The organism is Xanthomonas sp. MLO165 (assembly GCF_018831305.1).
In the GTDB taxonomy this organism is placed as follows: Bacteria; Pseudomonadota; Gammaproteobacteria; order Xanthomonadales; family Xanthomonadaceae; genus Xanthomonas; species Xanthomonas arboricola.
Genome location: NZ_CP029263.1, coordinates 3,969,974 through 3,994,349 on the forward strand (window position 1 = coordinate 3,969,974; position 24,376 = coordinate 3,994,349).

The 24,376-nt window shown below is 64.9% G+C and carries 20 protein-coding genes; 12 read left to right on the forward strand and 8 right to left on the reverse strand.

Annotated elements, in window-relative coordinates:
* Positions 1-169 precede the first annotated feature (169 nt).
* Positions 170-3,004 carry a valine--tRNA ligase gene (locus tag DGN21_RS16520; protein WP_184577406.1) on the forward strand — a complete coding sequence of 945 codons (2,835 nt, stop codon included), beginning with the start codon at positions 170-172 and terminating at the stop codon, positions 3,002-3,004.
* Positions 3,005-3,089: 85 nt separating this feature from the next.
* Here DGN21_RS16520 and DGN21_RS16525 read toward each other — a convergent pair whose 3' ends face one another.
* The 4 genes from DGN21_RS16525 to pssA form a co-directional block, all read right to left on the reverse strand.
* A complete protein-coding gene (locus DGN21_RS16525; protein WP_024939132.1) occupies positions 3,090-4,223 on the reverse strand; it encodes a pectate lyase in 1,134 nt (377 codons plus the stop codon).
* An 800-nt stretch (positions 4,224-5,023) separates the two neighbouring features.
* The gene (gene rimI, locus DGN21_RS16530) at positions 5,024-5,506 is read right to left on the reverse strand and encodes a ribosomal protein S18-alanine N-acetyltransferase (protein WP_024939133.1); all 483 of its coding nucleotides are present in this window, start codon (positions 5,504-5,506) and stop codon (positions 5,024-5,026) included.
* Complete coding sequence (locus DGN21_RS16535; protein WP_046344356.1) at positions 5,503-5,973, reverse strand: alanine acetyltransferase; 471 nt, start codon at positions 5,971-5,973, stop codon at positions 5,503-5,505. The genes rimI and DGN21_RS16535 overlap by 4 nt, the downstream gene beginning before the upstream one ends.
* Positions 5,970-6,743: a CDP-diacylglycerol--serine O-phosphatidyltransferase gene (pssA, locus tag DGN21_RS16540; RefSeq protein ID WP_016902892.1), complete on the reverse strand. Its 774-nt coding sequence runs from the start codon at positions 6,741-6,743 to the stop codon at positions 5,970-5,972. The genes DGN21_RS16535 and pssA overlap by 4 nt, the downstream gene beginning before the upstream one ends.
* A gap of 120 nt (positions 6,744-6,863) precedes the next feature.
* On the opposite strand from pssA, the gene DGN21_RS16545 reads away from it, so the two are divergent.
* From DGN21_RS16545 to DGN21_RS16555, 3 genes are all read left to right on the forward strand, one after another.
* Positions 6,864-7,265, forward strand: coding sequence for a DUF4124 domain-containing protein (locus DGN21_RS16545; RefSeq protein WP_104626241.1), 402 nt, complete (start codon positions 6,864-6,866; stop codon positions 7,263-7,265).
* 114 nt (positions 7,266-7,379) lie between these two features.
* Positions 7,380-9,074, forward strand: a complete 1,695-nt coding sequence (locus DGN21_RS16550; protein WP_126966636.1) for a proline--tRNA ligase — start codon at positions 7,380-7,382, stop codon at positions 9,072-9,074.
* Between the two features lie 144 nt (positions 9,075-9,218).
* On the forward strand, positions 9,219-9,671 hold the full coding sequence (locus DGN21_RS16555; protein WP_024939137.1) for an H-NS family nucleoid-associated regulatory protein: 453 nt from the start codon (positions 9,219-9,221) through the stop codon (positions 9,669-9,671).
* A gap of 59 nt (positions 9,672-9,730) precedes the next feature.
* Here DGN21_RS16555 and DGN21_RS16560 read toward each other — a convergent pair whose 3' ends face one another.
* Entirely contained in the window at positions 9,731-10,990 is a 1,260-nt protein-coding gene (locus DGN21_RS16560) for a threonine/serine exporter family protein (protein ID WP_024938335.1), read from the reverse strand.
* Positions 10,991-11,156: 166 nt separating this feature from the next.
* Here DGN21_RS16560 and DGN21_RS16565 point away from each other — a divergent pair, with 166 nt between their 5' ends.
* The 4 genes from DGN21_RS16565 to DGN21_RS16580 all read left to right on the forward strand — a co-directional run bounded on the left by DGN21_RS16565 (position 11,157) and on the right by DGN21_RS16580 (position 14,785).
* Positions 11,157-12,269 carry an ABC transporter permease gene (locus DGN21_RS16565; RefSeq protein ID WP_046344362.1) on the forward strand — a complete coding sequence of 371 codons (1,113 nt, stop codon included), beginning with the start codon at positions 11,157-11,159 and terminating at the stop codon, positions 12,267-12,269.
* 85 nt (positions 12,270-12,354) lie between these two features.
* Positions 12,355-13,197, forward strand: a complete 843-nt coding sequence (locus tag DGN21_RS16570; protein ID WP_054592900.1) for an ABC transporter ATP-binding protein — start codon at positions 12,355-12,357, stop codon at positions 13,195-13,197.
* A gap of 2 nt (positions 13,198-13,199) precedes the next feature.
* Complete coding sequence (locus DGN21_RS16575) at positions 13,200-14,126, forward strand: MlaD family protein (protein WP_011035876.1); 927 nt, start codon at positions 13,200-13,202, stop codon at positions 14,124-14,126.
* Positions 14,123-14,785, forward strand: a complete 663-nt coding sequence (locus tag DGN21_RS16580; RefSeq protein ID WP_126966635.1) for an ABC-type transport auxiliary lipoprotein family protein — start codon at positions 14,123-14,125, stop codon at positions 14,783-14,785. Before DGN21_RS16575 ends, DGN21_RS16580 begins: the two co-directional genes overlap by 4 nt.
* Here DGN21_RS16580 and DGN21_RS16585 read toward each other — a convergent pair.
* The gene (locus tag DGN21_RS16585; RefSeq protein ID WP_126966634.1) at positions 14,782-15,381 is read right to left on the reverse strand and encodes an alpha-ketoglutarate-dependent dioxygenase AlkB; all 600 of its coding nucleotides are present in this window, start codon (positions 15,379-15,381) and stop codon (positions 14,782-14,784) included. The two genes, DGN21_RS16580 and DGN21_RS16585, sit on opposite strands and share 4 nt — an antisense overlap.
* Positions 15,382-15,508: 127 nt before the next feature.
* Here DGN21_RS16585 and DGN21_RS16590 point away from each other — a divergent pair, with 127 nt between their 5' ends.
* On the forward strand, positions 15,509-17,158 hold the full coding sequence (locus DGN21_RS16590) for an electron transfer flavoprotein-ubiquinone oxidoreductase (RefSeq protein ID WP_126966633.1): 1,650 nt from the start codon (positions 15,509-15,511) through the stop codon (positions 17,156-17,158).
* A gap of 109 nt (positions 17,159-17,267) precedes the next feature.
* Positions 17,268-20,003: a rhamnan synthesis F family protein gene (locus tag DGN21_RS16595; RefSeq protein ID WP_252374715.1), complete on the forward strand. Its 2,736-nt coding sequence runs from the start codon at positions 17,268-17,270 to the stop codon at positions 20,001-20,003.
* 29 nt (positions 20,004-20,032) lie between these two features.
* Here the strand turns inward: DGN21_RS16595 and DGN21_RS16600 are convergent, their stop codons facing one another.
* Positions 20,033-20,665, reverse strand: a complete 633-nt coding sequence (locus DGN21_RS16600; RefSeq protein WP_126966632.1) for a CoA transferase subunit B — start codon at positions 20,663-20,665, stop codon at positions 20,033-20,035.
* Positions 20,665-21,396 carry a CoA transferase subunit A gene (locus DGN21_RS16605; protein ID WP_065032865.1) on the reverse strand — a complete coding sequence of 244 codons (732 nt, stop codon included), beginning with the start codon at positions 21,394-21,396 and terminating at the stop codon, positions 20,665-20,667. Before DGN21_RS16605 ends, DGN21_RS16600 begins: the two co-directional genes overlap by 1 nt.
* A gap of 134 nt (positions 21,397-21,530) precedes the next feature.
* On the opposite strand from DGN21_RS16605, the gene DGN21_RS16610 reads away from it, so the two are divergent.
* A complete protein-coding gene (locus DGN21_RS16610) occupies positions 21,531-22,877 on the forward strand; it encodes a phosphomannomutase/phosphoglucomutase (RefSeq protein WP_024938344.1) in 1,347 nt (448 codons plus the stop codon).
* Positions 22,878-22,922: 45 nt separating this feature from the next.
* Positions 22,923-24,326, forward strand: coding sequence for a mannose-1-phosphate guanylyltransferase/mannose-6-phosphate isomerase (locus DGN21_RS16615; protein ID WP_024938345.1), 1,404 nt, complete (start codon positions 22,923-22,925; stop codon positions 24,324-24,326).
* Positions 24,327-24,376: the final 50 nt, after the last annotated feature.

Consider the following 24,376-nt stretch of genomic DNA (forward strand, 5'->3'; position numbering starts at 1 on the left):
AAAAGCAGGTTTTTTGCGCATCCCAGGGCTGCATCCAACGACAAATCCCCAATAGCCGATCTTCGCTCCACCGCACACCGCTGATGTTGATGAGTGGATTGCCAGTGCTTCTCGCCGGCCCCATGACGCAACCAATCCCGAATCCCGAACAACGAATCGCCGCCCCTCTATGACCACCCTCGCCTCCAGCTACGAACCCTCTTCCTTCGAATCGCGCCTGTACGCGCAGTGGGAGGCGGCCGGTTATTTCGTGCCGTCCGGCAAGGGTGAGCCGTATACCGTGCTGCTGCCGCCGCCGAATGTGACCGGGACGCTGCACATGGGCCATGCGTTCCAGCAGACACTGATGGACGCGTTGGTGCGTTATCACCGCATGCGCGGCTTCGATACGCTGTGGCAGGTGGGCACCGACCACGCCGGCATCGCCACCGAGATGGTGGTGTCGCGCAACCTGGCCCTGGAAGGCAACGGCGAAACACGCGACTCGCTGGGGCGCGAGGGCTTCATCGCCAAGGTGTGGGAATGGAAGGCCGAGTCCGGCGACACCATCGAGCGCCAGATGCGCCGGCTGGGCACCTCCAGCGACTGGTCGCGCAGCACCTTCACCATGGACCCGCAGCCGTCGGCCGCGGTCAACGAAGCCTTCGTGCGCTGGTACGAGCAGGGCCTGATCTATCGCGGCCAGCGCCTGGTCAACTGGGACCCGGTGCTGAAGACCGCGATCTCCGACCTGGAAGTGGAAAACGTCGAAGAAGACGGCTTCCTGTGGTCGATCCGCTACCCGCTGGCCGACGGCGTGACCTACGAGCACGTCGAACACGATACCGACGGCGTCGAGACGCTGCGCGAAACCCGCAATTACCTGGTGGTCGCCACCACGCGCCCGGAAACCATGCTGGGCGATACCGCAGTGATGGTGCATCCGGAAGATCCGCGCTACGCCACGCTGCACAGCGCCCGCATCGTGCTGCCGCTGACCGGCCGGCAGGTGCCAGTAATCACCGACGATTATGTCGACCGCGCCTTCGGCACCGGCGTGGTCAAGGTCACGCCTGCGCATGACTTCAACGATTACCAGGTGGGCGTGCGACATGACCTGCCGCTGATCAATCTGTTCACCGTCACCGCCACCATCAACGAGAATGCGCCGGAGCGTTATCGCGGCCTGGATCGTTATGACGCCCGCAAGCTGGTGCTGTCGGAACTGGAAGACCTGGGCGTATTGGTCGAAACCAAGCCACACAAGCTGCAGGTGCCGCGCGGCGATCGCACCGGCCAGGTGATCGAGCCCTATCTGACCGACCAGTGGTTCGTGAAGATGGACGCGCTGGCCAGGCGCGGCCTGGAGCTGGTCGAAAGCGGCCAGGTCAAATTCGTGCCGCCGAACTGGATCAACACCTATCGCCACTGGATGGAGAACATCCAGGACTGGTGCATCAGCCGTCAGCTGTGGTGGGGCCATCGCATCCCGGCGTGGTTCGACGAGGCAGGCAAGTGCTATGTCGGCCACGACGAAGCCGAGGTGCGCGCGAAACACGGCCTGGGCGCCGACGTCGCGCTGCACCAGGACAGTGACGTGCTGGAAACCTGGTTCTCCTCGCAACTGTGGCCGTTCTCCACGCTGGGCTGGCCGGATGCGAACGCGATGGCCGAGCGCGGCTTCGAGCGCTACCTGCCGTCGTCGGTGCTGGTCACCGGCTTCGACATCATCTTCTTCTGGGTGGCGCGCATGATCATGGCCACCGACAGCTTCACCGGCCAGGTGCCGTTCCGCGATGTCTACATCACCGGCCTGATTCGCGATGCGCAGGGCCAGAAGATGTCCAAGTCCAAGGGCAACGTGCTCGATCCGCTGGACATCATCGACGGCATCAGCATCGAAGACCTGGTGGCCAAGCGCACCCACGGGCTGATGCAGCCGCGCATGGCCGAGAAGATCGAAAAGGCCACGCGCAAGGAATTCCCGGACGGCATCATCGCCCACGGTGCAGACGCGCTGCGCTTCACCATCGCCGCACTCGCCACGCACGGCCGCGACATCAAGTTCGATCTCGGCCGCGCCGAAGGCTACAAGAATTTCTGCAACAAGCTGTGGAATGCCACGCGCTTTGTGTTGATGAATACCGAGGGCGCGCGCTTTGCCGGCGTGCCGCAGCCGCGCACCGAAGCCGAGCAATGGATTCTGGCGCGCCTGGACAAGGTCACTGCCGAAACCCACGCGCACTACGCCAACTACCGCTTCGATCTGCTCGCGCAATCGCTGTACGAGTTCGCCTGGAATGCGTTCTGCGACTGGTTCGTCGAACTGGCCAAGCCCGCGCTCAATGGCCAGGACAGCGAAGCTGCCGCCAGCACGCGGCACACCCTGCTCTACGTGCTCGAAGCGTTATTGCGCCTGCTGCACCCGCTTACCCCATTCGTCACCGAAGAACTGTGGCAGCAGGTCGCACCGCGCCTGGGCATCACCGCCGCCACGATCTCGTTGCAGGCATTCCCGCAGGCAGGCGATATCGATACCGCCAGCTACGCCGGCGCAGAGGCCGATGTCGAATGGCTGAAGTCGATGGTGTCGGCACTGCGTCGTGTGCGCAGCGAGTTGAACGTACCGCCGTCCAAACAGGTTCGCCTGCTGCTGCAGGCCGGCACTGCCGACGATCGCACCCGTATTGGCCGCTTTGCCTCGCAGCTGTCGTTCCTGCTCAAGCTCGAAGCGATCGACTGGCTGGAGGCCGGCCAGGACACCCCGCCGTCGGCCACGGCCATCGTCGGTGAGCTGACCCTGCTGGTGCCGCTGGAAGGCCTGGTCGACATGGATGCCGAACGCACGCGCCTGGACAAGGAAATCAAGCGCGTGGAAGCCGAGATCGGCAAGTGCAATGGCAAGCTGGGCAACGCCACCTTCGTGCAGAACGCACCGGCCGTGGTGGTCGAACAGGAGCGTGCGCGCCTGAACGACTGGACCACGCAGCTGACCGGCCTGCGCGAGCAACGCGCCAAGATCTAACGCCGCCAAAACGCACAACGCCCGCAGTGTTGCGGGCGTTGCGGAAACAGATGCAACGCTGCATGCGTTGCATGTGGCAGACGCCTTACAGCTTGCCTGCGCCGGCTTTTGCCTTGACGTCCGCAGCGACCTTGTCGGCCGACAGCAGGCTATAGGTGTACGGCGGGGTCCAACCGATGTTGCTATTCCACGAGCAGGTCAGTGCCTTGCCGTTGAGCAGCGAGCCCTGGTCGCGGTACACGCTGCCGCCGTAATCGGCCGCAATCTTGTCGCAGCTGCTCACCCCACTGATGTCGAACACGTTGCGCTCGGAGAAGATCTTGGACTCCTTGCCCACGCCGTGCGCGTGCGAGAACGGGTAGACCTTATTGCTGGTGCTGCCGACGTGGTAGTTGTTGTACAGGTGCACCTGGCCGAAGCGCACCCGCGGCGCGCGTGCGGAAATGTTCTCGAACAAGGTGTTGTGGATGGTCACCTTGAGCTTGCCGCTGTCGGTGCTGGAGGCGCTGTCGCTGGAGCCGATCAGGTCGTTCTTCTCGTGCGACTTGAACGCCGAGTAGGAAATGGTGACGAAGTTGGCGCCCTTCTTGACGTCCATCGCACCGTCGTGATGCTGCTTGGGGCGCCCGTTGGCGGTGCCGTTCTGATCGTCGGTGCGGCGACCGTCGGTGAAGGTGACATGGTCCACCCACACATTGGTCGCACCCTCGACCGTGAGGCCGTCGTACTCGGAATTCCAGTTGCCGGCACTGCCGTCATCCGGGTCCCAGACCGGCTCCGGATCCCATGGATTTTCGATGGTGATGTTGCGGATGATGACGTCGTTGGCCTTGACGTAGAAATAGCCTTCGCGAATTTCCGCGTTGCTGGTGATGCCGATCAGCGTGGTCTTGGTCGGGATGTCCAGCCGCGCGCGGCTCTTCATATCCGAGGTCGTGGTGTACGGCTTGCCCTCGCTGACATCGATGATGCCGCTGATCTTGATGATGCGCCCGTTGCTGCCCACGCTGGCTTTCAGCGCGCTCTTCAGCTCGGCGGCAGTCTTGACCGTGTAGATGTTGGCAGCGGCCGCCTTGGAGCCGCCCTTGGTTCCCCCGTTCTGGGTTGCCCAACCAGTGGTTGCAACTTCCAGTGCAGGATCGGCGCAGGCAACGCCAACGACCAGCAACGACCCGACAAACAGCGACGCGGCGGCCGCCGTTGAAAATTTCGGCTTCATCTTGATGTCTCCCTCGAATGGGTTCGATGCGCCGCGCGGCGGCACACCCCTCGTCTAGCAGGCGCGGAACATACTTTTCATCTCTGTAATGTTCAGTTCCGCGACGCCGATACTAGGAGCATCGCAATGGCTTGTATCTAGCCGATGCATCGATGTGCACGCGCAGTCACGCAAACGGTTGCGGGACACGCAAGAGAAGACAAAACGCTGTAATCAAGACACGTGGAGACAGTCGCGAGGACACTGCAGTGCAGCATGATCTGCAGCGCAGTACAGACGGGCGCGGGTCCAGCACGGTGTGCCACCACGCTCACAGACCTGCATGTTTTTTTGACGCGCACAGCGGCCGCAATGCGCTCTAGCGCCTTCGAGCGGCATCTCGCATGCGAGGACGCAACTGGTCACGTCACCGAAAAGAAAAAATACAAGATGGCGAAAGAATCACCATGATGTGTGCGAGCACGTCATGCCAGATGGCGGCGCGCGAGCGGCCGACGCACGCGGTGCGTCAGGAACGATGTGCGCCTTGCTGCGATCGATTGCAGTGACGCGCAAGGGCGTTGCTCACGGCATCGGCGATTGCCTGTTTACCCGATCGTCTGCTGTAACGACGAAGCCGCAGCTGCCGTGAGACAGCGCAGTACCGGCGCAATCGTTCGCCCGCGACGCAAGCGCCGGGCGGAATATCTGCGGGTCGTCAGGCCCCTGACCAAGGCAAACGCGCGGCGCCTGTCAGGTGAGTGGCTGACAGTGCCAGCCGGACGTGCCCGAACGCTCCCATCTGCAACCGCCGATACCGCTCAGGAAAACCCCTCGAAGGACAACTCGATCGCCATCACCAACGCATCTTCGCGGCCGGTGTTGGAGGGGTAGTAGCGTGGGCGCCGCCCGATTTCATTGAAGCCTTCGGAGTGATACAGCGCAATCGCCGACGGGTTGGACGGGCGCACTTCCAGAAACGCCCGCCGCGCGCCGCGATCGCAGGCGCCCTTGATCAGCGCGCGCAACAGCACCCGGCCATGCCCCTGGGATTGCGCCTCCGGTGCGATGCAGACATTGAGCACGTGCGCTTCGTCGGCGGCGATGCTGATCACCCCGTAGCCAATGACCTGCCCGCCCTGCTCCATCACCCAGCCCGGATAGCCGGCCTGCAGGCAGTCGCGAAAGATGCTGCGCGTCCACGGAAACGGATAGGCGCGGTGTTCGATCTCCATCACCACATCCAGATCGCTCTCGCGCATGGCGCGTAGCGACGTGGGCAGCGGCACGTTCAACGCGCTCATGCCGGATCCCGACGCCGCCGCAGCGCACGCAGTTGCGGCCACAGCGCGCGCTTGGCCGCCGGGTTGCCGCGCAACTCGGCCAGCGGCCAGGATGCCATCAAGGCCTGGGTATTCGGATCGCCTGGATTGCAGCCGGAGGCGCGCAGCAATGCCATCTGCAGGCGATCGGGCATGCCGACCCGGCTGCGCCGCTGCGGCGCTGCCGATGGCGCAGTCGTGACCGCAGACGGCGCGTCGGCCGGCGCAGCGGGTGCGCTGCGCCGGACCACAGGCGGTGCCGCGGGTGGCGGCATCGACGGCGCGCGCTCCACGCGTGACGGTGCAGCCGCCGCCGGCGCATGCTCGCTCGTCTCGTCAGGCGCCGCCGCGTCCACGGCGTCGCGGTCCAGATACACGGTGTGCCCCAACGCCTGCAGATACGACACCTGCAGATCGGACCACATCGGCTCGGAGGCCAATTGACTCATGGCAACTCGGGCGTGCGCCGCCAGCGCCGCCATAGCCACATCACCGGGCCGGACAGCGCATACAGCACGCCGATCACCAGCAGCGAACGGGCCAGATCGATCACCAGCAACGCAATCACCACCGTGGCGATCGCCAGCGCCAGGAACGGCACACGGTCAGCGCGCGGACCACGCGCGCCGCCCTTGAAACTCCAGAACCGGATCCGGCTGACCATCAGCAAGGCCGCCACCACGGTGACCGCCAGCGCCAGGTAACGCAGCTGCTCGCCGTCGAAGCCCAGGCTATCGTCGGCAAAGGCCCAGACGAAGGACATCATCAGGCCGGCGGCCGCCGGGCTGGCCAGGCCGATGAACCAGCGCTTGTCGACCACGCCGACCTGCGTATTGAAGCGCGCCAGCCGCAGCGCCGCGCAGGCCGCATACAGAAAGGCGGCCGACCAGCCGACCCGACCCATCACGTTGCTGTCGTACTTCAATGCCGACAGCGACCAGTGGTACATCACCAACGCCGGGGCCATGCCGAAGCTGACCAGGTCGGCCAGCGAGTCGTACTGCACGCCGAATTCGCTGCTGGTATTGGTCAGGCGCGCGACCCGGCCGTCCAGCCCGTCCATCACCGCGGCCACGAACACCGCCATGGCGGCCTGGACGAATTGCCCATTGGCGGCGGCGATGATGGCGTAGAAACCGGAAAACAGCCCGGCGGTGGTGAACAGGTTCGGCAGCAGGTAAATCGTGCGCGAGCGCGGGGGCGGTCTCATCTCATCCATCCGGCAAGTGTAGGGCCTGAGGTCCGTCCGGCGGTAGCGCGCCTGTGCGCCTGCAGCGTCACTTGCCAGCGCGGGCCGCGGATGCTGCAATCGCCGCGGGAATCATCCAGGGGAAGCCACATGCACCTGTCGTCCGGGCTTTGCGCCCTGCTGATGCTGGCCAGCGCCGCCGCCGGCGCGACCGATCTGTATAAATGGAAGGACGCCAGGGGCGTCACCCACTACACCGAAACCCCGCCACCGGCCGGCCAGCGCTACGAAGCGCGCCGGATCGATGCGCGCAGCGGCACCGCCGCCATCGCCGCGCCGGAAACCACCACGCCCGAATCGGCCGACTGCCTGACCGCGCGCCGCAACCTGGAACTGCTCAGCGGCAAGGGCGAGGTCACCATGGGCGCCGGCGCCGACGGCAAGCCCGGCACCCCGCTGGACCCGGACGCGCGCGCGGCGCAGCGCAATCTCGCCGAGGCGGCCGCCAAGGCCTATTGCAAGCCGGCAGCGAGCGGCAATCCGGCCACCTGAGCCGGCCCGGGACCGGCCACATACCGGTCCCGGCATCCGGCCGATCGGCCGGTGCCCCTGACCGGCAGGGCGCGAGACTGGCAAACTATGGGCTTTCCGCCCAAGCGAAGCCCGATGCGTCTTTCCCAGTTCCACCTGCACACCACCAAGGAAACCCCGGCCGACGCCGAGCTGGTCAGCCACCGTCTGATGCTGCGCGCGGGCATGATCCGCAAGCTGGCCTCCGGGCTGTACACCTGGTCGCCACTGGGTCTGCGCGTGCTGCGCAAGGTCGAGGCCATCGTGCGCGAGGAAATGAACCGCGCCGGGGCGGTGGAAGTGCTGTTCCCCACCATCCAGCCGCGCGAGCTGTGGGACGCCACCGGCCGTTGGGAGAAGTTCGGCGGGCAGTTGCTCAAGATCAAGGATCGCAAGGAGCAGGAGTTCTGCTACAGCCCGACCGCCGAAGAGGCCGCGGCCGAATTCGCGCGCCAGGAGATCAACAGCTACAAGCAGCTGCCGATGAACTTCTACCAGATCCAGACCAAGTTCCGCGATGAGATCCGCCCGCGCTTCGGGGTGATGCGCGCGCGCGAATTCCTGATGAAGGATGCCTATTCCTTCCATCTCACCGATGCCGACATGGCGCGCGAATACGACAACATGCGCGCGGCCTATACCCGCATCTTTACCCGGTTGGGGCTGGAATTCCGCGCCGTGCAGGCCGACTCCGGCGCCATCGGCGGCGACGCCTCGCAGGAATTCCACGTCATCGCCGCCTCCGGCGAGGACTCGCTGGCATTTTCCACCGGCTCCGATTACGCCGCCAACGTGGAAACCGCCAGCGCCGCCCTGCCCGCCCCGCGCGCTGCGGCTGGCGAGGCAATGCGCCAGGTCGCAACGCCCACCCAGAAGACCTGCGAAGACGTCGCCCAGTTGCTGGGCATCGCGCTGCAGCGCACGGTCAAGTCGGTGGCGGTGATGACCGAAGCCGGCTTCGTGCTGGTGCTGGTGCGCGGCGATCATGCCGTCAACGAGATCAAGCTTGGCAAGGTCGCCGGCCTGGCTGGTTACCGCCTGGCCAACGAAACCGAAATCCGCGACCACCTCGGCTGCGAGCCGGGCTTTCTGGGTCCGATCAATACCGCCCGCCCGGTGCGCGTGGTGGCAGATCGCGATGTCGCGGCGCTGGCCGATTTCGTGGTCGGCGCCAATGTGCCCGGCGTGCACCTGGTGGGCGTCAACTGGGGCCGCGACCTGCCGGAACCGGAAACCGTTGCCGATGTGCGCAACGTCATCGACGGCGAACGTGCGGCCGACGGCGGCGAGCTGCGGCTGGCCCGCGGCATCGAGGTGGGGCATGTGTTCCAGCTCGGCAGCCAGTATGCGCAGGCATTGCAGGCCACCGTGATCGACGAGAACGGCAAGCCCGCAGTGATGAAGATGGGCTGCTACGGCATCGGCATATCGCGCATCGTGGCCGCGGCGATCGAGCAGAATCACGACGATGCCGGCATCGTCTGGCCCGCGCCGATGGCACCGTGGCAGGTGGTGGTCTGCATCATCAACCCCAAGCAGGATGCGCAGGTGGTTGCCGCCGCTCAGGCATTGCTGGACGAATTGCTTGACGCAGGCATTGAAGCGGCGCTGGACGATCGTGGCCTGCGCCCGGGTGCGATGTTTGCCGATATGGAACTGCTGGGCATTCCGCATCGGGTGGTGGTCTCCGAACGCGGATTGGTCGCCGGTACCTTTGAATATCGTGCCCGTACTGCGGAAGCAGCAGAAAACCTGGATAAGGCCGGATTATTCTCCCGCCTGGGTCGTTGATCAAATCACCCGAAACTACTTCGATTAGATGAACACAATGCGCCGGAGTATTTCGGCGCATTTGTCACCCGGGTTTTCTGACATTATGATGGCCAGCGCTGCCACGGACCGGCATTCTTTTCTCTCTCATCTTCCGGAGTAGTGATGTCGATCGATCTTAGCGGCCTGTCGGCCAAGCAATTGGGTGCCCTGATCAAAAACGCGAAAAAGCAGCAGACCGTGGTTGCCAAGCGCGCCCCGATTGCCAAGGTCCGCACGCAGCTGACCCGCGCGGCAAAAGCCCAGGGTTATTCCATCGAAGAATTGTTTGGCGCCAGCGCCGGTGCGGGCCGTTCGGCTGCCGCTGCCAAGCCGGGTCCGCGCGCCGGCCGCAAGCTGGGCAAGGTTGCGCCGAAATATCGCAACCCCGCCAATCCCCAGGAAGCCTGGACCGGCCGCGGCAAGCAGCCGCGCTGGCTGGCCGAACTGACCGCCGCCGGCAAGAAGGTCGAAGACTTTCTGATCAGCAAGGTCAGCGCCAAGAAGACCCCGGCCAAGAAGGCCGCGCCGCGCAAAGCCGCCACCAAGCGCGTGACCAAGAAGCCCAAGGCGGCTTGATTGTTACCAATAAAAAACGCCGGCAGTGCCGGCGTTTTTTATTGCGCGTTTTCTGCCGGTCATAAATTCTTGCGGGCCGGAATCAACAGATTGCCGAACAGCAATCCGGCCATCAAGGCCATCACGATATTGGTCACCGCCAATAGCGCGGCCTGCCCCACACTGACATCCTGTTGCTGTATCAGGGTCAGAAAGCCGCGCAGGCTGACACTGCCCGGAACCAGCATGATGATGCCGGGCAAACGGATCAATGCCCCGGGTTTTTGTATCACCCGCCCGAACAGATTACCGGCGGCGGTCAATGCCATGGCCGATGCAAAGACACCGGCCGGACCGCCCCAGGCGTGCCCGGCATAACGCGCGATGACATACCCGGACATGGCCGCCGCCATGATCCATAAATAATCACGTCGATTGGCCTTGAACAACACCGCAAACGCATAAGCGGCCACCAGCAGCGAGGCCCATTCCACCCAGCCGGCCTGCGGGCGCAATGCGGCCACCTGCGGATGCAGGCCGAGCACCTGGGTCAGCGTCACCGCGATCACTGCACCGACGGTGAGCTTGAGCACCGTGGTCACCGCACCGGCCAGACGCGCCGTGCCCGAGACCCAGTGCTGGCTGGCCAGCTCGTTGAAGGCATTGGTCAACGACATGCCGGGCAGCAGCACCACCAGCGAGGCGATGATCACCGTGTTGAGGTTCAGTGGCCCGACCAGCGACGCCACCACGGCGGCCACCACCCCGGCCAGCAGGCCGGCCAGCGCCTCGCCGGCTTCCTTGGTCGCCGGCCGCCTGTCGGTGTATTGGGTCAGCAGGCCGATCGACATGCCGATCGCGCCGGCGGTGGCGATGTCCAGCCAGGGCAGTTTCCACAGCCCTGCCACGCCGGCGGCGGCCAGCCCGAATGCCAGCACCTGCATGGTCTTGCCGCGCCGATCGACCTCGCGGTCCAGCCGCCGCAGCGCGGTGTGGCCCTGCGCGATGCTCATGCGCCCGTTGGCCACGCCGTCGGCCACGTAATCGGCCACGCTGAGCTTGTAAAGGTCGTTCTCGCCCGGAGCCAGCCGGATCACCCGGGTGATGTCGCTGGAGCCGATGGCCTTGGTCGGGTCGCTGAAGCTCAAAATGATCCCGGTGGGATTGGACCAGGGCTCGCAGTCCAAGCCCAGCTTGTGCGACAGCCCGACCACGGCGGCCTCCAGGCGCTGCGCCGTGGTGCCGTAGGAATGCAGGCGTCCGGCGATTTCCGAAACAAAGGCGACGCGCTGGGCATAGGTGGCGCTGGCGGACGGTTGGACGACGGTGGCAGCGGACATGCGTGGCGGGTCGGATCGGAGAAACGCCGTCTGGCGAGACCGTCAGTGTATGCCGCAGCGCACCTGGCCGGCGCGCCGATTGTCTGTGCCGGGACCGCAGCGGCGAAGCGTCCCCATCATTCGCTCACGCCGGGCGCGGTATGCTGGCGCCACGGACAGGCCACCCATGATCAAAGCGCAACCTCCACGCATCGAACAAGACTCGCAGGATCACGCACAGGTCCGCCTTGCTGGCAGTTGGGTCCTGGCGACCGCGTTGCCCCAGGCCGAGCTGCTGCAGGCCGTGCCCGAAGGGATCCGGCGCATCGACGCGCGCGGCATCGGGCAACTGGACTCGGCCGGGGTGCTGCAGCTGCTGCGCTTCGCCAGCCGCATGGGCCTGAAGGAAGACGCGATCGACTTCCGCGATGAGCACCAGGCGCTGGTGTGCACCATCGAGGAACTCAACGACGAACGCCCCAAGCCCAAACGCGACTACGGCTTCGTCGCCGCGCTGGACCGTCTGGGCCGCACCACCCACGGCGTCGGCCAGGGCATTCTGGAGCTGAACAGCTTTCTGGGCGAGAACCTGGTCAAGATTGCGCGGCTGATCCACGAGCCGCGGCGCTTCCGCCTGACCTCCACCGTGCACCACATGGAGCAGGTCGGCCTGGATGCGGTGCCACTGGTGGTGCTGCTGTCGTATCTGGTCGGCGCGGTGATCGCGTTCCTGGGCTCGACCATCCTGCGCGACTTCGGCGCGGAGATTTACGTGGTGGAGCTGGTGTCGATCGCCTTCCTGCGCGAGTTCGCGGTGCTGCTGACCGCCATCGTGCTGGCCGGGCGCACCGCCAGTGCGTTTACCGCGCAGATCGGTGCGATGAAATCGCGCGAGGAAGTGGACGCGATCCGCACCCTGGGCCTGGACCCGATCGACCTGCTGGTGATTCCGCGCCTGCTTGCGCTGATCTTCACCCTGCCGCTGCTGACCTTCATCGCGATGATCGCCGGCCTGGCCGGTGGCGTCACCGTGGGCGCATTCGATCTGGATATCCCGCCACAGATGTACCTGGCGCGCATGCACGACACCATCCAGCTGCGGCATTTCCTGGTCGGCCTATCCAAGGCGCCGCTGTTTGCGCTGGTGATCGGCCTGATCGGCTGCCTGGAAGGCCTGAAGGTCAGCGGCACCGCGCAGTCGGTTGGCGAACGCACCACCTCCTCGGTGGTGCAGACGATTTCCTTGGTCATCATCCTCGACGCGGTCGCCGCGCTGTGGTTCATGAAGATGGGGTGGTGATGAGACCGGGATTCGACATGCGGGATTCGGGATTGGTGCAAGGCAGGAGCGCAGCTGGCGCCCTGACACTCGGGAGAACTGTGCTGTGACCAATCCCGAATCCCAAATCCCCAATCCCGGCACAGAGACCGACGCCGACGACGACCAGCTGGCGATTTCGGTGCGCGGGCTGACCAATCGCTTCGGCAGCCAGGTCGTGCATGAGGACCTGGATCTGGACGTGCGTCGCGGCGAGATCCTGGGCGTGGTCGGCGGCTCGGGCACCGGCAAGTCGGTGCTGATGCGCAGCATCCTGGGCCTGCGCGAGCCCGACGCCGGCAGCATCCAGGTGTTGGGTGCGGACGCACGCTCGGGCCGTTTCGCCGACCGCCAGCACATCACCCGCAATACCGGGGTGCTGTTTCAGGACGGCGCGCTGTTCTCGTCGATGACCGTCGGCGAAAACGTGCAGGTCCCGCTGAAGGAACATCACGGCGAGTTTCCCGAGCGCTGGTATTTCGAGCTGGCGCTGCTGAAGATCAAGCTGGCCGGCCTGCCGGCCGATGCGCTGGACAAGCTGCCCTCGCAATTGTCCGGCGGCATGCGCAAGCGCGCCGGCCTGGCGCGGGCGCTGGCGCTGGATCCGCCGCTGCTGTTTCTGGACGAGCCCACCGCCGGGCTGGACCCGATCGGCGCGGCCGCCTTCGACCGGTTGATCCGCACCCTGCAACAGGCGCTGGGCCTGACCGTGTTCCTGATCACGCATGACCTGGATACGCTGTACGCCATCTGCGACCGCATCGCGGTGCTGGCCGATCGCAAGGTGATCGCCAACGCGCCGCTGGCCGAAGTCGAGCAGATCGACCACCCCTGGATCCAGGAATATTTCCACGGTCCGCGCGCCCGCGCCGCGCGCGCGGCCAAGACCGACTCCACCGAGACCGCCTGAGCATGGAAACCAAAGCCAATTACGTCCTGATCGGCGCCTTCACCATCGTGGCGGGCCTGGCCCTGCTGCTGTTCGGGCTATGGGCCGCAAAATACTCCTCCGACCGTACCTGGCAGCAATACCGGGTGGTGTTCCGCGAGGCGGTGACCGGCCTGTCGGTCGGCAGCCCGGTGCAATACAACGGCATCGCGGTCGGCTCGATCACCGAGCTGACGCTGGCACCAAACGACCCGCGCCAGGTGGTCGCGCACGTGCGGGTGAACTCCACCACGCCGATCAAGAGCGATACCCGCGCCAAGCTGGCCATCACCAGCCTGACCGGCCCGTCGATCATCCAGCTCTCCGGCGGCACGCCCGAGGCCCCGTCGCTGACCACCATCGACAAGAGCGATGCGCCGATCATCCAGACCACGCCGTCGGCGCTGCAGAACATCACCGACACCGCCAACCGCATCGTCGAGCGCATGGACCAGATGCTCTCGGACAAGAACGTGGCCAGCATCACCGCCACCTTGCAGAACCTGGAAAAGATCAGTGGTGGCATCGCCGACCGCGACGAAGGCATGCAGGCGCTGATCGTCAGCGCGCGCGATGCCGCACGCAATCTGGACACCACCCTGACCACCACCAATGGCACCATCAAGCGGCTGGACCAGAACCTGGTGCAGCAGCTGCCGGGCATCCTGGAAAAGCTCGATGCCACCCTGGTCAAGCTGGATTCGGCCGCCGGCAACGCCGACAACATCCTTGGCGAGAACCGCGCGGCCATCAATAGTTTTGCCAACGACGGACTGGGCCAGCTCGGGCCCACGCTGACCGAATTGCGCGGCCTGATCCGCGACCTGCGCCGGGTCAGCGACAAACTGGACAACAACCCTGCGCGCTACCTGCTCGGCCGCGACGCACCCAAGGAGTTCGAACCGAAATGACTGCCATGCGCCTGTTGCGTCCCATGTTGTGCGTCTCGTTGCTGGCGCTGGGCGGCTGCTCGGTGTTGACCGGCGGCGACAAGAAGCCGGCCACCATTTACGCACCTAATGTGCGGATCGCGCCGAACCCGTCCTGGCCGCAGGTGAGCTGGCAGCTGTCGGTGTCCAAGCCCAGCGCCGCGCGGGTGATCGACAGCCCGCGCATCAACGTGCGCCCGACCCCGGGCGAGTTGCAGGTCTATCACGGCGCAGGCTGGGCGCAGCCGGCCACCGACATGCTGGAAGACAGCGTGGTCCGCGCGTTCGAGGACTCCGGCAAGATCGCCGCCGTCGCCCGTATCGGCACCGGCATCCGCTCCGACTACAAGCTGGCGATCGACCTGCGCCGCTTCGAGTCCGACTACGCCGGCCAGTCGCTGCCCTCGGCCACCATCGAACTCAATGCCAAACTGCTGCACGCCGCCGATCAGCGCGTGGTGGCTTCGCGCACCTTCCTGGTCGCACGCCCGTCCAGCGGCACCGACACGGCTGCGGTGGCAGCAGCATTCGAACAGGCGATGACGCAGGTCACCACCGAACTGGTCGGCTGGACCTTGGTCACCGGCCAGCAGGACAGCCAGATCCTGCCGCGTCCGCTGTCACCGCGACAGCCGAACTAGCGTTGGGGAGCACGCGGCGCAATCTGGCGAAAGGTCAGATTGATGCGCTCGCCGATGGGCTTTGTGGTGCGCGGCAATGCATGCTTGTAGTGGCGCTGGGTCTCGCCTGCCATCAGCAGCAGATCGCCGTGCCCCAATTCCAGCGTCTGCTTCAACGCAGCATCGTCGCGATGCTTGAATGCAAAGCGCCGCGTCGCGCCCAGGCTTACCGAGGCGATCAATGGTCGCGCCCCCAACTCCGGCTCGTCGTCGCTATGCCAGCCCATCGCATCGTTGCCGCTGCGGTAACGGTTGGCCAGCACGCTGTTGAACGGCGCCCCGGTCTCGGCCAGCAGGCGCGTGCGTAGAGGCTGCAATACCTCCAGCCACGGCTGCGGCGCGAACTGCGTGCCCGAGTAGCGATAGCTGGCGTCCGCATCGCCCATCCAGCTGCTCAGACGCGGCGAATCCACCGTCCGCCCGAACATGCGGATGCGATGCACCTCCCACTGCACCTGCGTCAGCAGCGCCTGCAGCAGCGCATCGGCCTGCGCGCGCGGCAACCAGCCGCGACACCAGGCGATCTCCGCTTGCGGCAATGCCACCCGAATCTTCATCCATCAAACGCTAGCACGCGCCCGCTGAGTGGAGGCTGCGCGGCGCGGATGAATCGATCCGATTTGCCGCCGTCACATCGAATCCCGGAAAATGCGCGGCAGCCATCGAGCCAACGGGAGCGGAGCAATGTCGGAAGCAGGAGTCGGCGCAAATGCGCCAGAGACGGTCGAGCGCGACGTGATGGAGTACGACGTCGTCACCGTCGGCGCCGGTCCGGCAGGGCTGGCCTTTGCGATCCGGCTCAAGCAGCTCGATCCGGCCATCAGCGTCTGTGTGATCGAAAAATCCAGCACCATCGGTGCGCATATCCTGTCCGGCGCGGTGATCGAGCCGGGCCCGCTGGATGCCTTGCTGCCGGGCTGGCGCGACAACCCGCCGCCGATCTGCGTGGCTGCCACCGACGACGAATTCTGGTTTCTCGGCAAGGACAGCGCGCGCAAGTTCCCGGTGGTGCCGCCGGGCATGCGCAACCACGGCAATTTCATCGTCAGCCTGGGCGCAATGTGCGCCTGGCTGGCGCCGCAGGCCGAAGCGCTGGGTGTGGAGATCTACCCCGGCTTTGCCGCCGCCGAAACCCTGCACGACGACAACGGCCAGGTCATCGGCGTGCGTATCGGCGACATGGGCGTGGCCAAGGACGGTTCGCACAAGCCCGGTTACACCGCCGGCATCGATATCCGTGCCAAGGTCACCGTGCTGGCCGAAGGCGCGCGCGGGCATCTGACCAAGCGCCTGCTCAACCGCTTCGACCTCACCGCCGATGCCGACCCGCAGGGCTATTCGATCGGCATCAAGGAGCTGTGGCAGGTACCGGAGGGGCGCGTCAGTCCCGGCAAGATCGTGCACACACTGGGCTGGCCGGCCGACAACCGCACCTACGGCGGCAGCTTCCTGTATCACCTGGACAACAACCAGATCGCGCTCGGTTACGTGAGCGGGCTGGACTACAGCGACCCGAAGTACCAGCCGTGGGAAGCCTTCCAGCAATGGAAGAACCACGCGCTGATCAAGCCATTGCTGGAAGGCGGCAGCATCCTCTCGGCCGGCGCGCGCGCCATCGTCACCGGCGGCTGGCAGTCGCTGCCGAAGGTGGAAATGCCCGGTGCCCTGCTGATCGGCGACACCGCCGGCCTGCTCAACGTGCCCAAGATCAAGGGCACCCATCAGGCGATCCGCAGCGGCATGCTGGCCGCCGAACATCTGGTGCAATCGCAGCTGGCGCCGCAAGGCTTCGACGCGAAACTGCGCGCGTCCGATGCGATGGCCGAGTTGAAGCAGGTGCGCAACATCAAGCCCGGTTTCAAGAAGGGCCTGTGGTTAGGCCTGCTCAATGCCGCCTGGGAAACCGCGCTCAAGGGCGCCTCGCCATGGACGCTGAAGAACAAACCCGACTGGTCGGCATTGCACAAGATCGGCGATTACGAGCAACCCAACCGCGACTACGGCACGCGCGAGCTCGCCCCGCGCGACCGCCTGCAGGCGGTCTACTTCGCTGCCACCGAGCACGACGAAGACCAGCCCGTGCATCTGAAGGTGCTCGACACCGACGTCTGCGCCACCCGCTGCGTACAGGAGTACGACAACCCCTGCACCCGCTTCTGCCCGGCCAACGTCTACGAAATGGTCGCAGACACCGGCAGCCCCTCCGGCAAGCGCCTGCAGATCAACGCCGCCAACTGCGTGCACTGCAAGACCTGCGACATCAAGGACCCGTACGAGATCATCACCTGGGTCACCCCGGAGGGTGGTTCGGGCCCGAACTACCAGAATCTGTGAGTAGCCAGTGCCGTACCGCGTGACCGGCAGTCTTTCCAAACTCATGGCTGCGGCGCGTCGCTCGGTAGAACTCCATGGCGGCGGTTTCTCCGGCGCAACCGCAGTCGCAATACGGGCACTCAAGCTGATACGCGCCTTGGGAATTCGTGGCCTGGTGGGGCGGTTACAGCTAGCCGGGCGCGCACGCCCGGCGGTTCATCGCCTGCCTGACCAACACCCATTCCCCGCGCCTGCTCCCCTGTCGCAGCTGCAGCTCAAGATTGGCGTGATGCTGCACGTCTTCTATCCCGACCTGATCGACGAATTCGCGCAGTCGCTCCAGCACATGCCGGCGGGTTATGACCTGCTGGTATCGGTGATGGATGACACAGCCGCAGCTCAGGCGCGCGAGCGCTTTTCAAAGCTGCCGCAGGTCGAGAAGCTCGAGATACGCGTCGTGCCCAATCGCGGCCGTGACATCGCACCGCTCTTGGTGACGTTTCGCGAGCAGATCCTGGCATTGGATGTTGTCGGCCATCTGCATACGAAAAAATCGCTGTATACCGGCAGCGAACAAGGCGAGTGGCGTCGCTACCTGGTGTCATCCCTGATGGGGAGCCCGGAGCGTATCGCCTGGCAACTGGGGATGTTTCAGGCCGAGCCGCGGCTCGGCATGCTTTATCCCGAAAGTTACGAGCGGGTGCTGCTGTGGGCGCATACCTGGCTCAGCAATTTCAGCGTCTGTCGCACACTTGCCCAGCGACTTGGATTCGACATCAGCCCCCCGGAGTACATCGATTTTCCTGCCGGATCGATGTTCTGGGCGAAGGTGGATGCACTGCGGCCGTTGTACGCACTGAATCTGGAACTCAAGGACTTCCCCGAAGAGCACGGGCAGATCGACGGCACCCTGCACCACGCAGTGGAACGCTTGTTCGTCGCTGTGGTGCGCCATCAGCGGTATCGCATCGGCATCCTGCCGCAAGACGGGACGCTGTCACTCAGCGACGAGGGTGGACGCAACTGGCAGGCGTCGCTCGAGACGCCGATCGCCACACGATTGACACTGTCGTCCCTGCAGGCTCGACTGGTGTCGCTGGATATCTTCGACACCTTGGTGGTGAGGCCGTTCCTGTTTCCGGCCGGTGCCCGCGCCTTTCTTGCCCACCTGATAGCACGCCAATTCGGGATCGGAAATTTTCTCGAACTACGCGAACTTGCCGAGTCAAAAGCGCGCCATCAACGTGGCGCCGATGTCGATCTATCGAGCATCTACGCCACACTGGCTGGCCTGCCCGATGCGAAGGGACTTCCGACCAGCGCCCTCCAGGCACTGGAAGTGGCCCTGGAAGCCCGGCTGCTGCGACCACGCCAGGGCGTGATCGCAGCAGCGACGCAACTAAAGCAACGTGGCATCCGCCTGGTTGCGCTTTCGGACATGTATCTGGATAGCGCATTGCTGCAGCAGGTCCTGCCACCAGAAGTCAGCGCACTGCCGGCTGCCTGGTATGTGTCCTGCGAGACGGGCTGGCGCAAGGATGCCGACAATGTCTGGAGGGAGCTGCCGGCCCTCGAGAAAATCGATGCCTCCCAGTGGCTGCATGTCGGCGACAACGAACATGCAGATGTCCAGCGTCCACAGATGCACAAGCTGTTGACACCGGTGCATGTGCTTCGGCCATCCGCACTGCTGGAGGTGATTCCTGCATTGCGCCCGCTGAGAGCCGCTTCGGGGGCGGCAACCCGGTGGCAGGACCAGTTGTGGCTTGGCCTGCTGGCCAATCGGTTCGCCGATCTTGCCGACCGGCACCCGGACACGTTGATGCCCTTGCCGGTTCTTTCACCGGCCTGTCTTGGCTATGTGGTGATCGGTCCGCTGATCTTCGATTATCTCGCCTGGCTGATCCGCACGGCGACGCAACGCAATATCGAAACGATCTTGTTCCTGAGCCGGGAAGGCCACCTGCTGGAGCAGGGGTTCCAGCTGGTGAGGCAGACATCCCCTGCACTGCAGCAGCTGCATGGCAAGTATCTGCTGGCGTCGCGGCGGGGAACCGGAACCCCCTCACTGCATGCGCCGGACGATCTTGCACTGCTGCTGGACAGCACCTACACCGGAACACTGGGTAACCTGGTACAGGCGCGCTTGGGAGAGGCTGCAGCACATGTTCTGGAACGTCGCCTGGGCCGCCCGGTCATGCAACGCGATGTCTACCTGCCGGAGATGCATGCCGAGCTGCTGGAACTGATTGCCCCGGCGATCAACGAACTGCTGGCGCTTGCCGAAACTGAAAGGACGGCTTACCTGCATTACTGGAGAGCGATTGCAGGCGACGGCACCGCCATGGTGGCCGATATAGGTTATTCCGGCACCATCCAGGCCAACCTCACAAGATTGACCGGACAGCCGCTGGGTGGCGCTTATTTTGCATTGAACGGGCGCGCCACAAAGATTACTGCGCAGAGCTGGGCAGCCGCTCGCTATTTCGATGGCCGTACCGAGAGCGACCCGGAGCAGTCAGCGATCCTGCGCCACGACCTGCTTTTGGAAACACTGCTCACCGCTCCTTCGCCGCAATTTTCCTGCTTCACAGCCAGCAACGACGTTCCGACTGCGGTCTACGCCCATCCGGAACTGTCGACAGCGCAATGGGCGACGATCGCGCAGGTGCACGAAGGTGCGTTGGCGTTCATTGCAGACGTCTGCCAGGTTGCACAGGACCAAAGCTACCTGCTGGACTTTGACCGAACCTCGGTCCAGATCCCGCTGCAATGCATCGGTTCCGGACGCTGGCAGGCGCCGTGGCTGGCGGATCTGCAACTGGACGACCGTTTCACCGGACGCGGCGTGGTGCGGGCCGGATGACCTGGCGGCCGTCCGGCCTTGCCTCACGATTAAAGCGTCAGAATTGTCACACCGGTCTTCTGGCGCAATTCCTCCAGCGCCACTCCTTCGGCCGCCTCCACCAGCACCAGCCCGCGATCGGTGACGTCGAATACCGCCAGGTCTGTGATGATGCGATCGACCACGCCGACGCCGGTCAATGGCAGGTCGCATTCGCGCAGGATCTTGTGGCTGCCGTCCTTGGCGACATGTTCCATCAGCACGACAACGCGCTTGACGCCGGCCACCAGGTCCATCGCGCCGCCCATGCCCTTGACCATCTTGCCGGGCACCATCCAGTTGGCCAGGTCGCCGCGCTCGGTCACCTGCATCGCACCGAGAATCGCCAGATCGATGTGCCCGCCGCGGATCATCGCAAACGAGTCGTGGCTACCGAAATAACTGGCCCCGGCACGCGCGGTCACTGTCTGCTTGCCGGCGTTGATCAGGTCCGCATCCACCTCGTCCTCGCTGGGAAACGGACCGATGCCGAGCAGGCCGTTCTCCGATTGCAGCCACACGTCCACGCCATCAGGAATGTGGTTGGCCACCAGCGTCGGCAGACCGATACCCAGGTTGACGTAGGCACCATCGGTCAATTCACGCGCCGCACGTGCGGCCATCTGGTCTCTGGTCCAGGCCATCAGTGCTGTCCTTCGCGCACGGTGCGCTGCTCGATGCGTTTTTCCGGGGTGGCGTTGAGCACCAGCCGGTCGACATAGATGCCGGGCAGATGCACCTGGTCCGGATCGATCGCACCCACCTCCACGATCTCCTCGACCTCGGCGACGCAGACGCGACCGGCCATGGCGCAGGCCGGGTTGAAGTTGCGCGCAGTCTTGCGGAACACCAGATTGCCGGCCGTATCCGCACGCCAGGCCTTGACCAGCGCGACGTCGGCCTGCAGTGCGGTTTCCATCACGTACTGCTTGCCGTCGAATTGCCGGGTTTCCTTGCCCTGGGCGACGATGGTGCCGTAGCCGGTTGCGGTATAGAACGCGGGAATCCCCGCACCGCCCGCGCGCAGGCGTTCGGCCAGCGTGCCTTGCGGGTTGAACTCCAGCTCCAGTTCGCCGGCCAGGTACTGCCGCTCGAATTCCTTGTTCTCGCCCACGTAGGACGAAATCATCTTGCGGATCTGCCGGGTGGCCAATAATTGACCCAGCCCGAATCCATCGACGCCTGCGTTGTTGGAGATCACGGTCAATCCGCCGACCCCGCTCGCGCGCACTGCCGCGATCAGCGCTTCCGGGATTCCACACAGCCCAAAGCCGCCGACCGCCAGGGTCTGGCCATCGGCCAGCACCCCATCCAGCGCCGCCCCGGCATCGGCATAGCGTTTGCCGCTTGCCGCACCACGTCCACCATTGCTCATCACCGCCCTCGCCTCGCTGATGTGAAGCGGCCATTCTAGCCGCTGACTGTTCCCTGTCCCCGATCGCAATTCCGCCACACCCAAGACACGGCACAGCCGCTAAACTCGGAATTCCCCCATCCCAGGAATTGCCCATGACGCTACCCGCCTTCAAGGCCTACGACATCCGCGGCCGCGTGCCGGATGAACTCAACGAGGACTTGGCGCGCCGCATCGGCGTGGCATTGGCGGCGCAGCTGGAGCAAGGGCCCGTGGTCCTGGGCCACGACGTGCGCCTGGCCAGCCCTGGCCTGCAGGAGGCGCTCTCGGCCGGCCTGCGCGCCAGCGGCCGCGAAGTGATCGACATTGGCCTGTGCGGCACCGAGGAGGTCTATTTCCAGACCGATTACCTCAAGGCGGCCGGCGGCGTGATGGTCACCGCCAGCCATAACCCGATGGACTACAACGGCATGAAGCTGGTCCGCGAGCAGGCGCGACCGATCAGCTCCGATACCGGCCTGTTCGCGATCCGCGACACCGTCGCTGCCGATACCGCCGCACCCGGCGAGCCAACCGCAAGCGAGCAGAGCCGCACCGACAAGACCGCCTATCTTGAGCATCTGCTCAGCTACGTGGACCGCAGCACGCTCAAGCCGCTCAAGCTGGTGGTCAACGCCGGCAACGGTGGCGCCGGCCTGATCGTCGACCTGCTTGCACCGCAGCTGCCGTTCGAGTTCATCCGCGTCTTCCACGAACCCGATGGCAACTTTCCCAACGGCATCCCCAACCCGCTGCTGCCGGAGAACCGCGACGCCACCGCCAGGGCGGTCAAGGAACACGGCGCCGACTTTGGTATCGCCTGGGACGGCGACTTCGATCGCTGCTTCTTCTTCGACCACACCGGCCGCTTCATCGAAGGCTATTACCTGGTCGGCCTGCTGGCCCAGGCGATCCTGGCCAAGCAGCCGGGTGGCAAGGTCGTGCACGACCCGCGCCTGACCTGGAACACCGTCGAGATGGTCGAGGACGCCGGCGGCATCCCGGTGCTGTGCAAGAGCGGCCATGCCTTCATCAAGGAAAAGATGCGCAGCGAAAACGCCGTGTATGGCGGCGAGATGAGCGCGCACCACTATTTCCGCGAGTTCGCCTATGCCGACTCCGGCATGATCCCGTGGTTGTTGATCGCCGAGCTGGTGTCGCAGTCGGGTCGTTCGCTGGCGGATCTGGTCGAGGCGCGCATGCAGAAATTCCCCTGCAGCGGCGAGATCAACTTCAAGGTGGACGATGCCAAGGCAGCGGTTGCCCGCGTGATGGATCACTACGGCGATCAGTCGCCGGAACTGGACTACACCGATGGCATCAGTGCCGACTTCGGCCAATGGCGTTTCAACCTGCGCAGCTCCAACACCGAGCCGCTGCTGCGCCTGAACGTGGAAACGCGCGGCGACGCCGCCCTGCTGGAAACGCGCACGCAGGAAATTTCCAACCTGCTGCGCGGCTGATTTAACATCTTCCCCCACTTTGACGCACTGGAGTTTCCCCCGCTCATGAGCGACGTCCTTCCGATCATCCTGTCCGGCGGTTCCGGCACGCGCCTGTGGCCGTTGTCGCGCGAATCCTATCCCAAGCAGTTCCTGCCGCTGGTCGGCGAGCACAGCATGCTGCAGGCCACCTGGCTGCGTTCCGCTCCGGTGGCGGCACATGCCCCCATCGTGGTGGCCAACGAAGAACACCGCTTCATGGCCGCCGAGCAATTGCAGCAGTTGGGCGTCAAGCCGTCTGCCATCCTGCTCGAGCCCAAGGGCCGTAACACCGCTCCGGCGATTGCTGTAGCCGCCCTGGAAGCCACCCGCAATGGCGACGATCCGCTGTTGCTGGTATTGCCGTCGGATCACGTGATTCGTGACGAGGCCGCCTTCCAGGCTGCCGTGACCGTCGCGGCAGCTGCCGCAGCGCAGGGCAAGCTGGTCACCTTCGGCATCAAGCCCACCGCGCCCGAAACCGGCTACGGCTACATCAAGGCCGGTGCCGGCACCGGCGCCACCGCAGTCGAGCGCTTCGTCGAAAAGCCCGACCTGGCCACCGCGCAAGGCTATCTGGCCAGCGGCGAGTATTACTGGAACAGCGGCATGTTCCTGTTCCGCGCCTCGCGCTATCTGGAAGAACTGCGCAAGTTCCAGCCCGCCATCGCCGATGCGTGCCAGAAGGCGTGGGAAGGCGGCAAGCGCGACGCCGACTTCACCCGTCTGGACAAGGACGCGTTCGCCTCCAGCCCATCGGATTCGATCGACTATGCGGTGATGGAAAAGACCGCCGATGCAGTGGTGGTGCCGCTGGATGCCGGCTGGAACGATGTCGGGTCGTGGTCGTCGCTGCTGGACGTCTCCGAACAGGACGGCCAGGGTAATGCACACCACGGCGATGTCATCCAGCTGGACTGCAAGAACACCTATGCGTATGGCTCGCGCCTGATCGCCATGGTCGGCCTGGAAGACGTCGTCGTCGTCGAGACGCCGGACGCCGTGCTGGTCGGTCATCGCGATCGCATCCAGGAGGTCAAGGATGTGGTCGGCCAGATCAAGACGGCTGGCCGTTCAGAGGCCACCTGGCATCGCAAGGTCTATCGGCCGTGGGGCGCCTACGATTCGATCGACATGGGCCAGCGCCACCAGGTCAAGCGCATCACCGTCAAACCCGGTGCGGTGCTGAGCCTGCAGATGCATCACCATCGCGCCGAACACTGGATCGTGGTGAGCGGAACCGCCGAAGTCACCCGTGGCGACGAGGTGCTGCTGCTGACCGAAAACCAGAGTACCTACATCCCACTGGGCGTGACCCATCGCCTGCGCAATCCGGGCAAGTTGCCATTGGAGCTGATCGAAGTGCAGTCCGGCAGCTACCTGGGCGAAGACGACATCGTGCGTTTCGAAGATACCTACGGGCGCGCCTGATCGGTCGCTTGCAGGCCCTTCCGACGTATCAGCAAACAGCCGGGGATTCC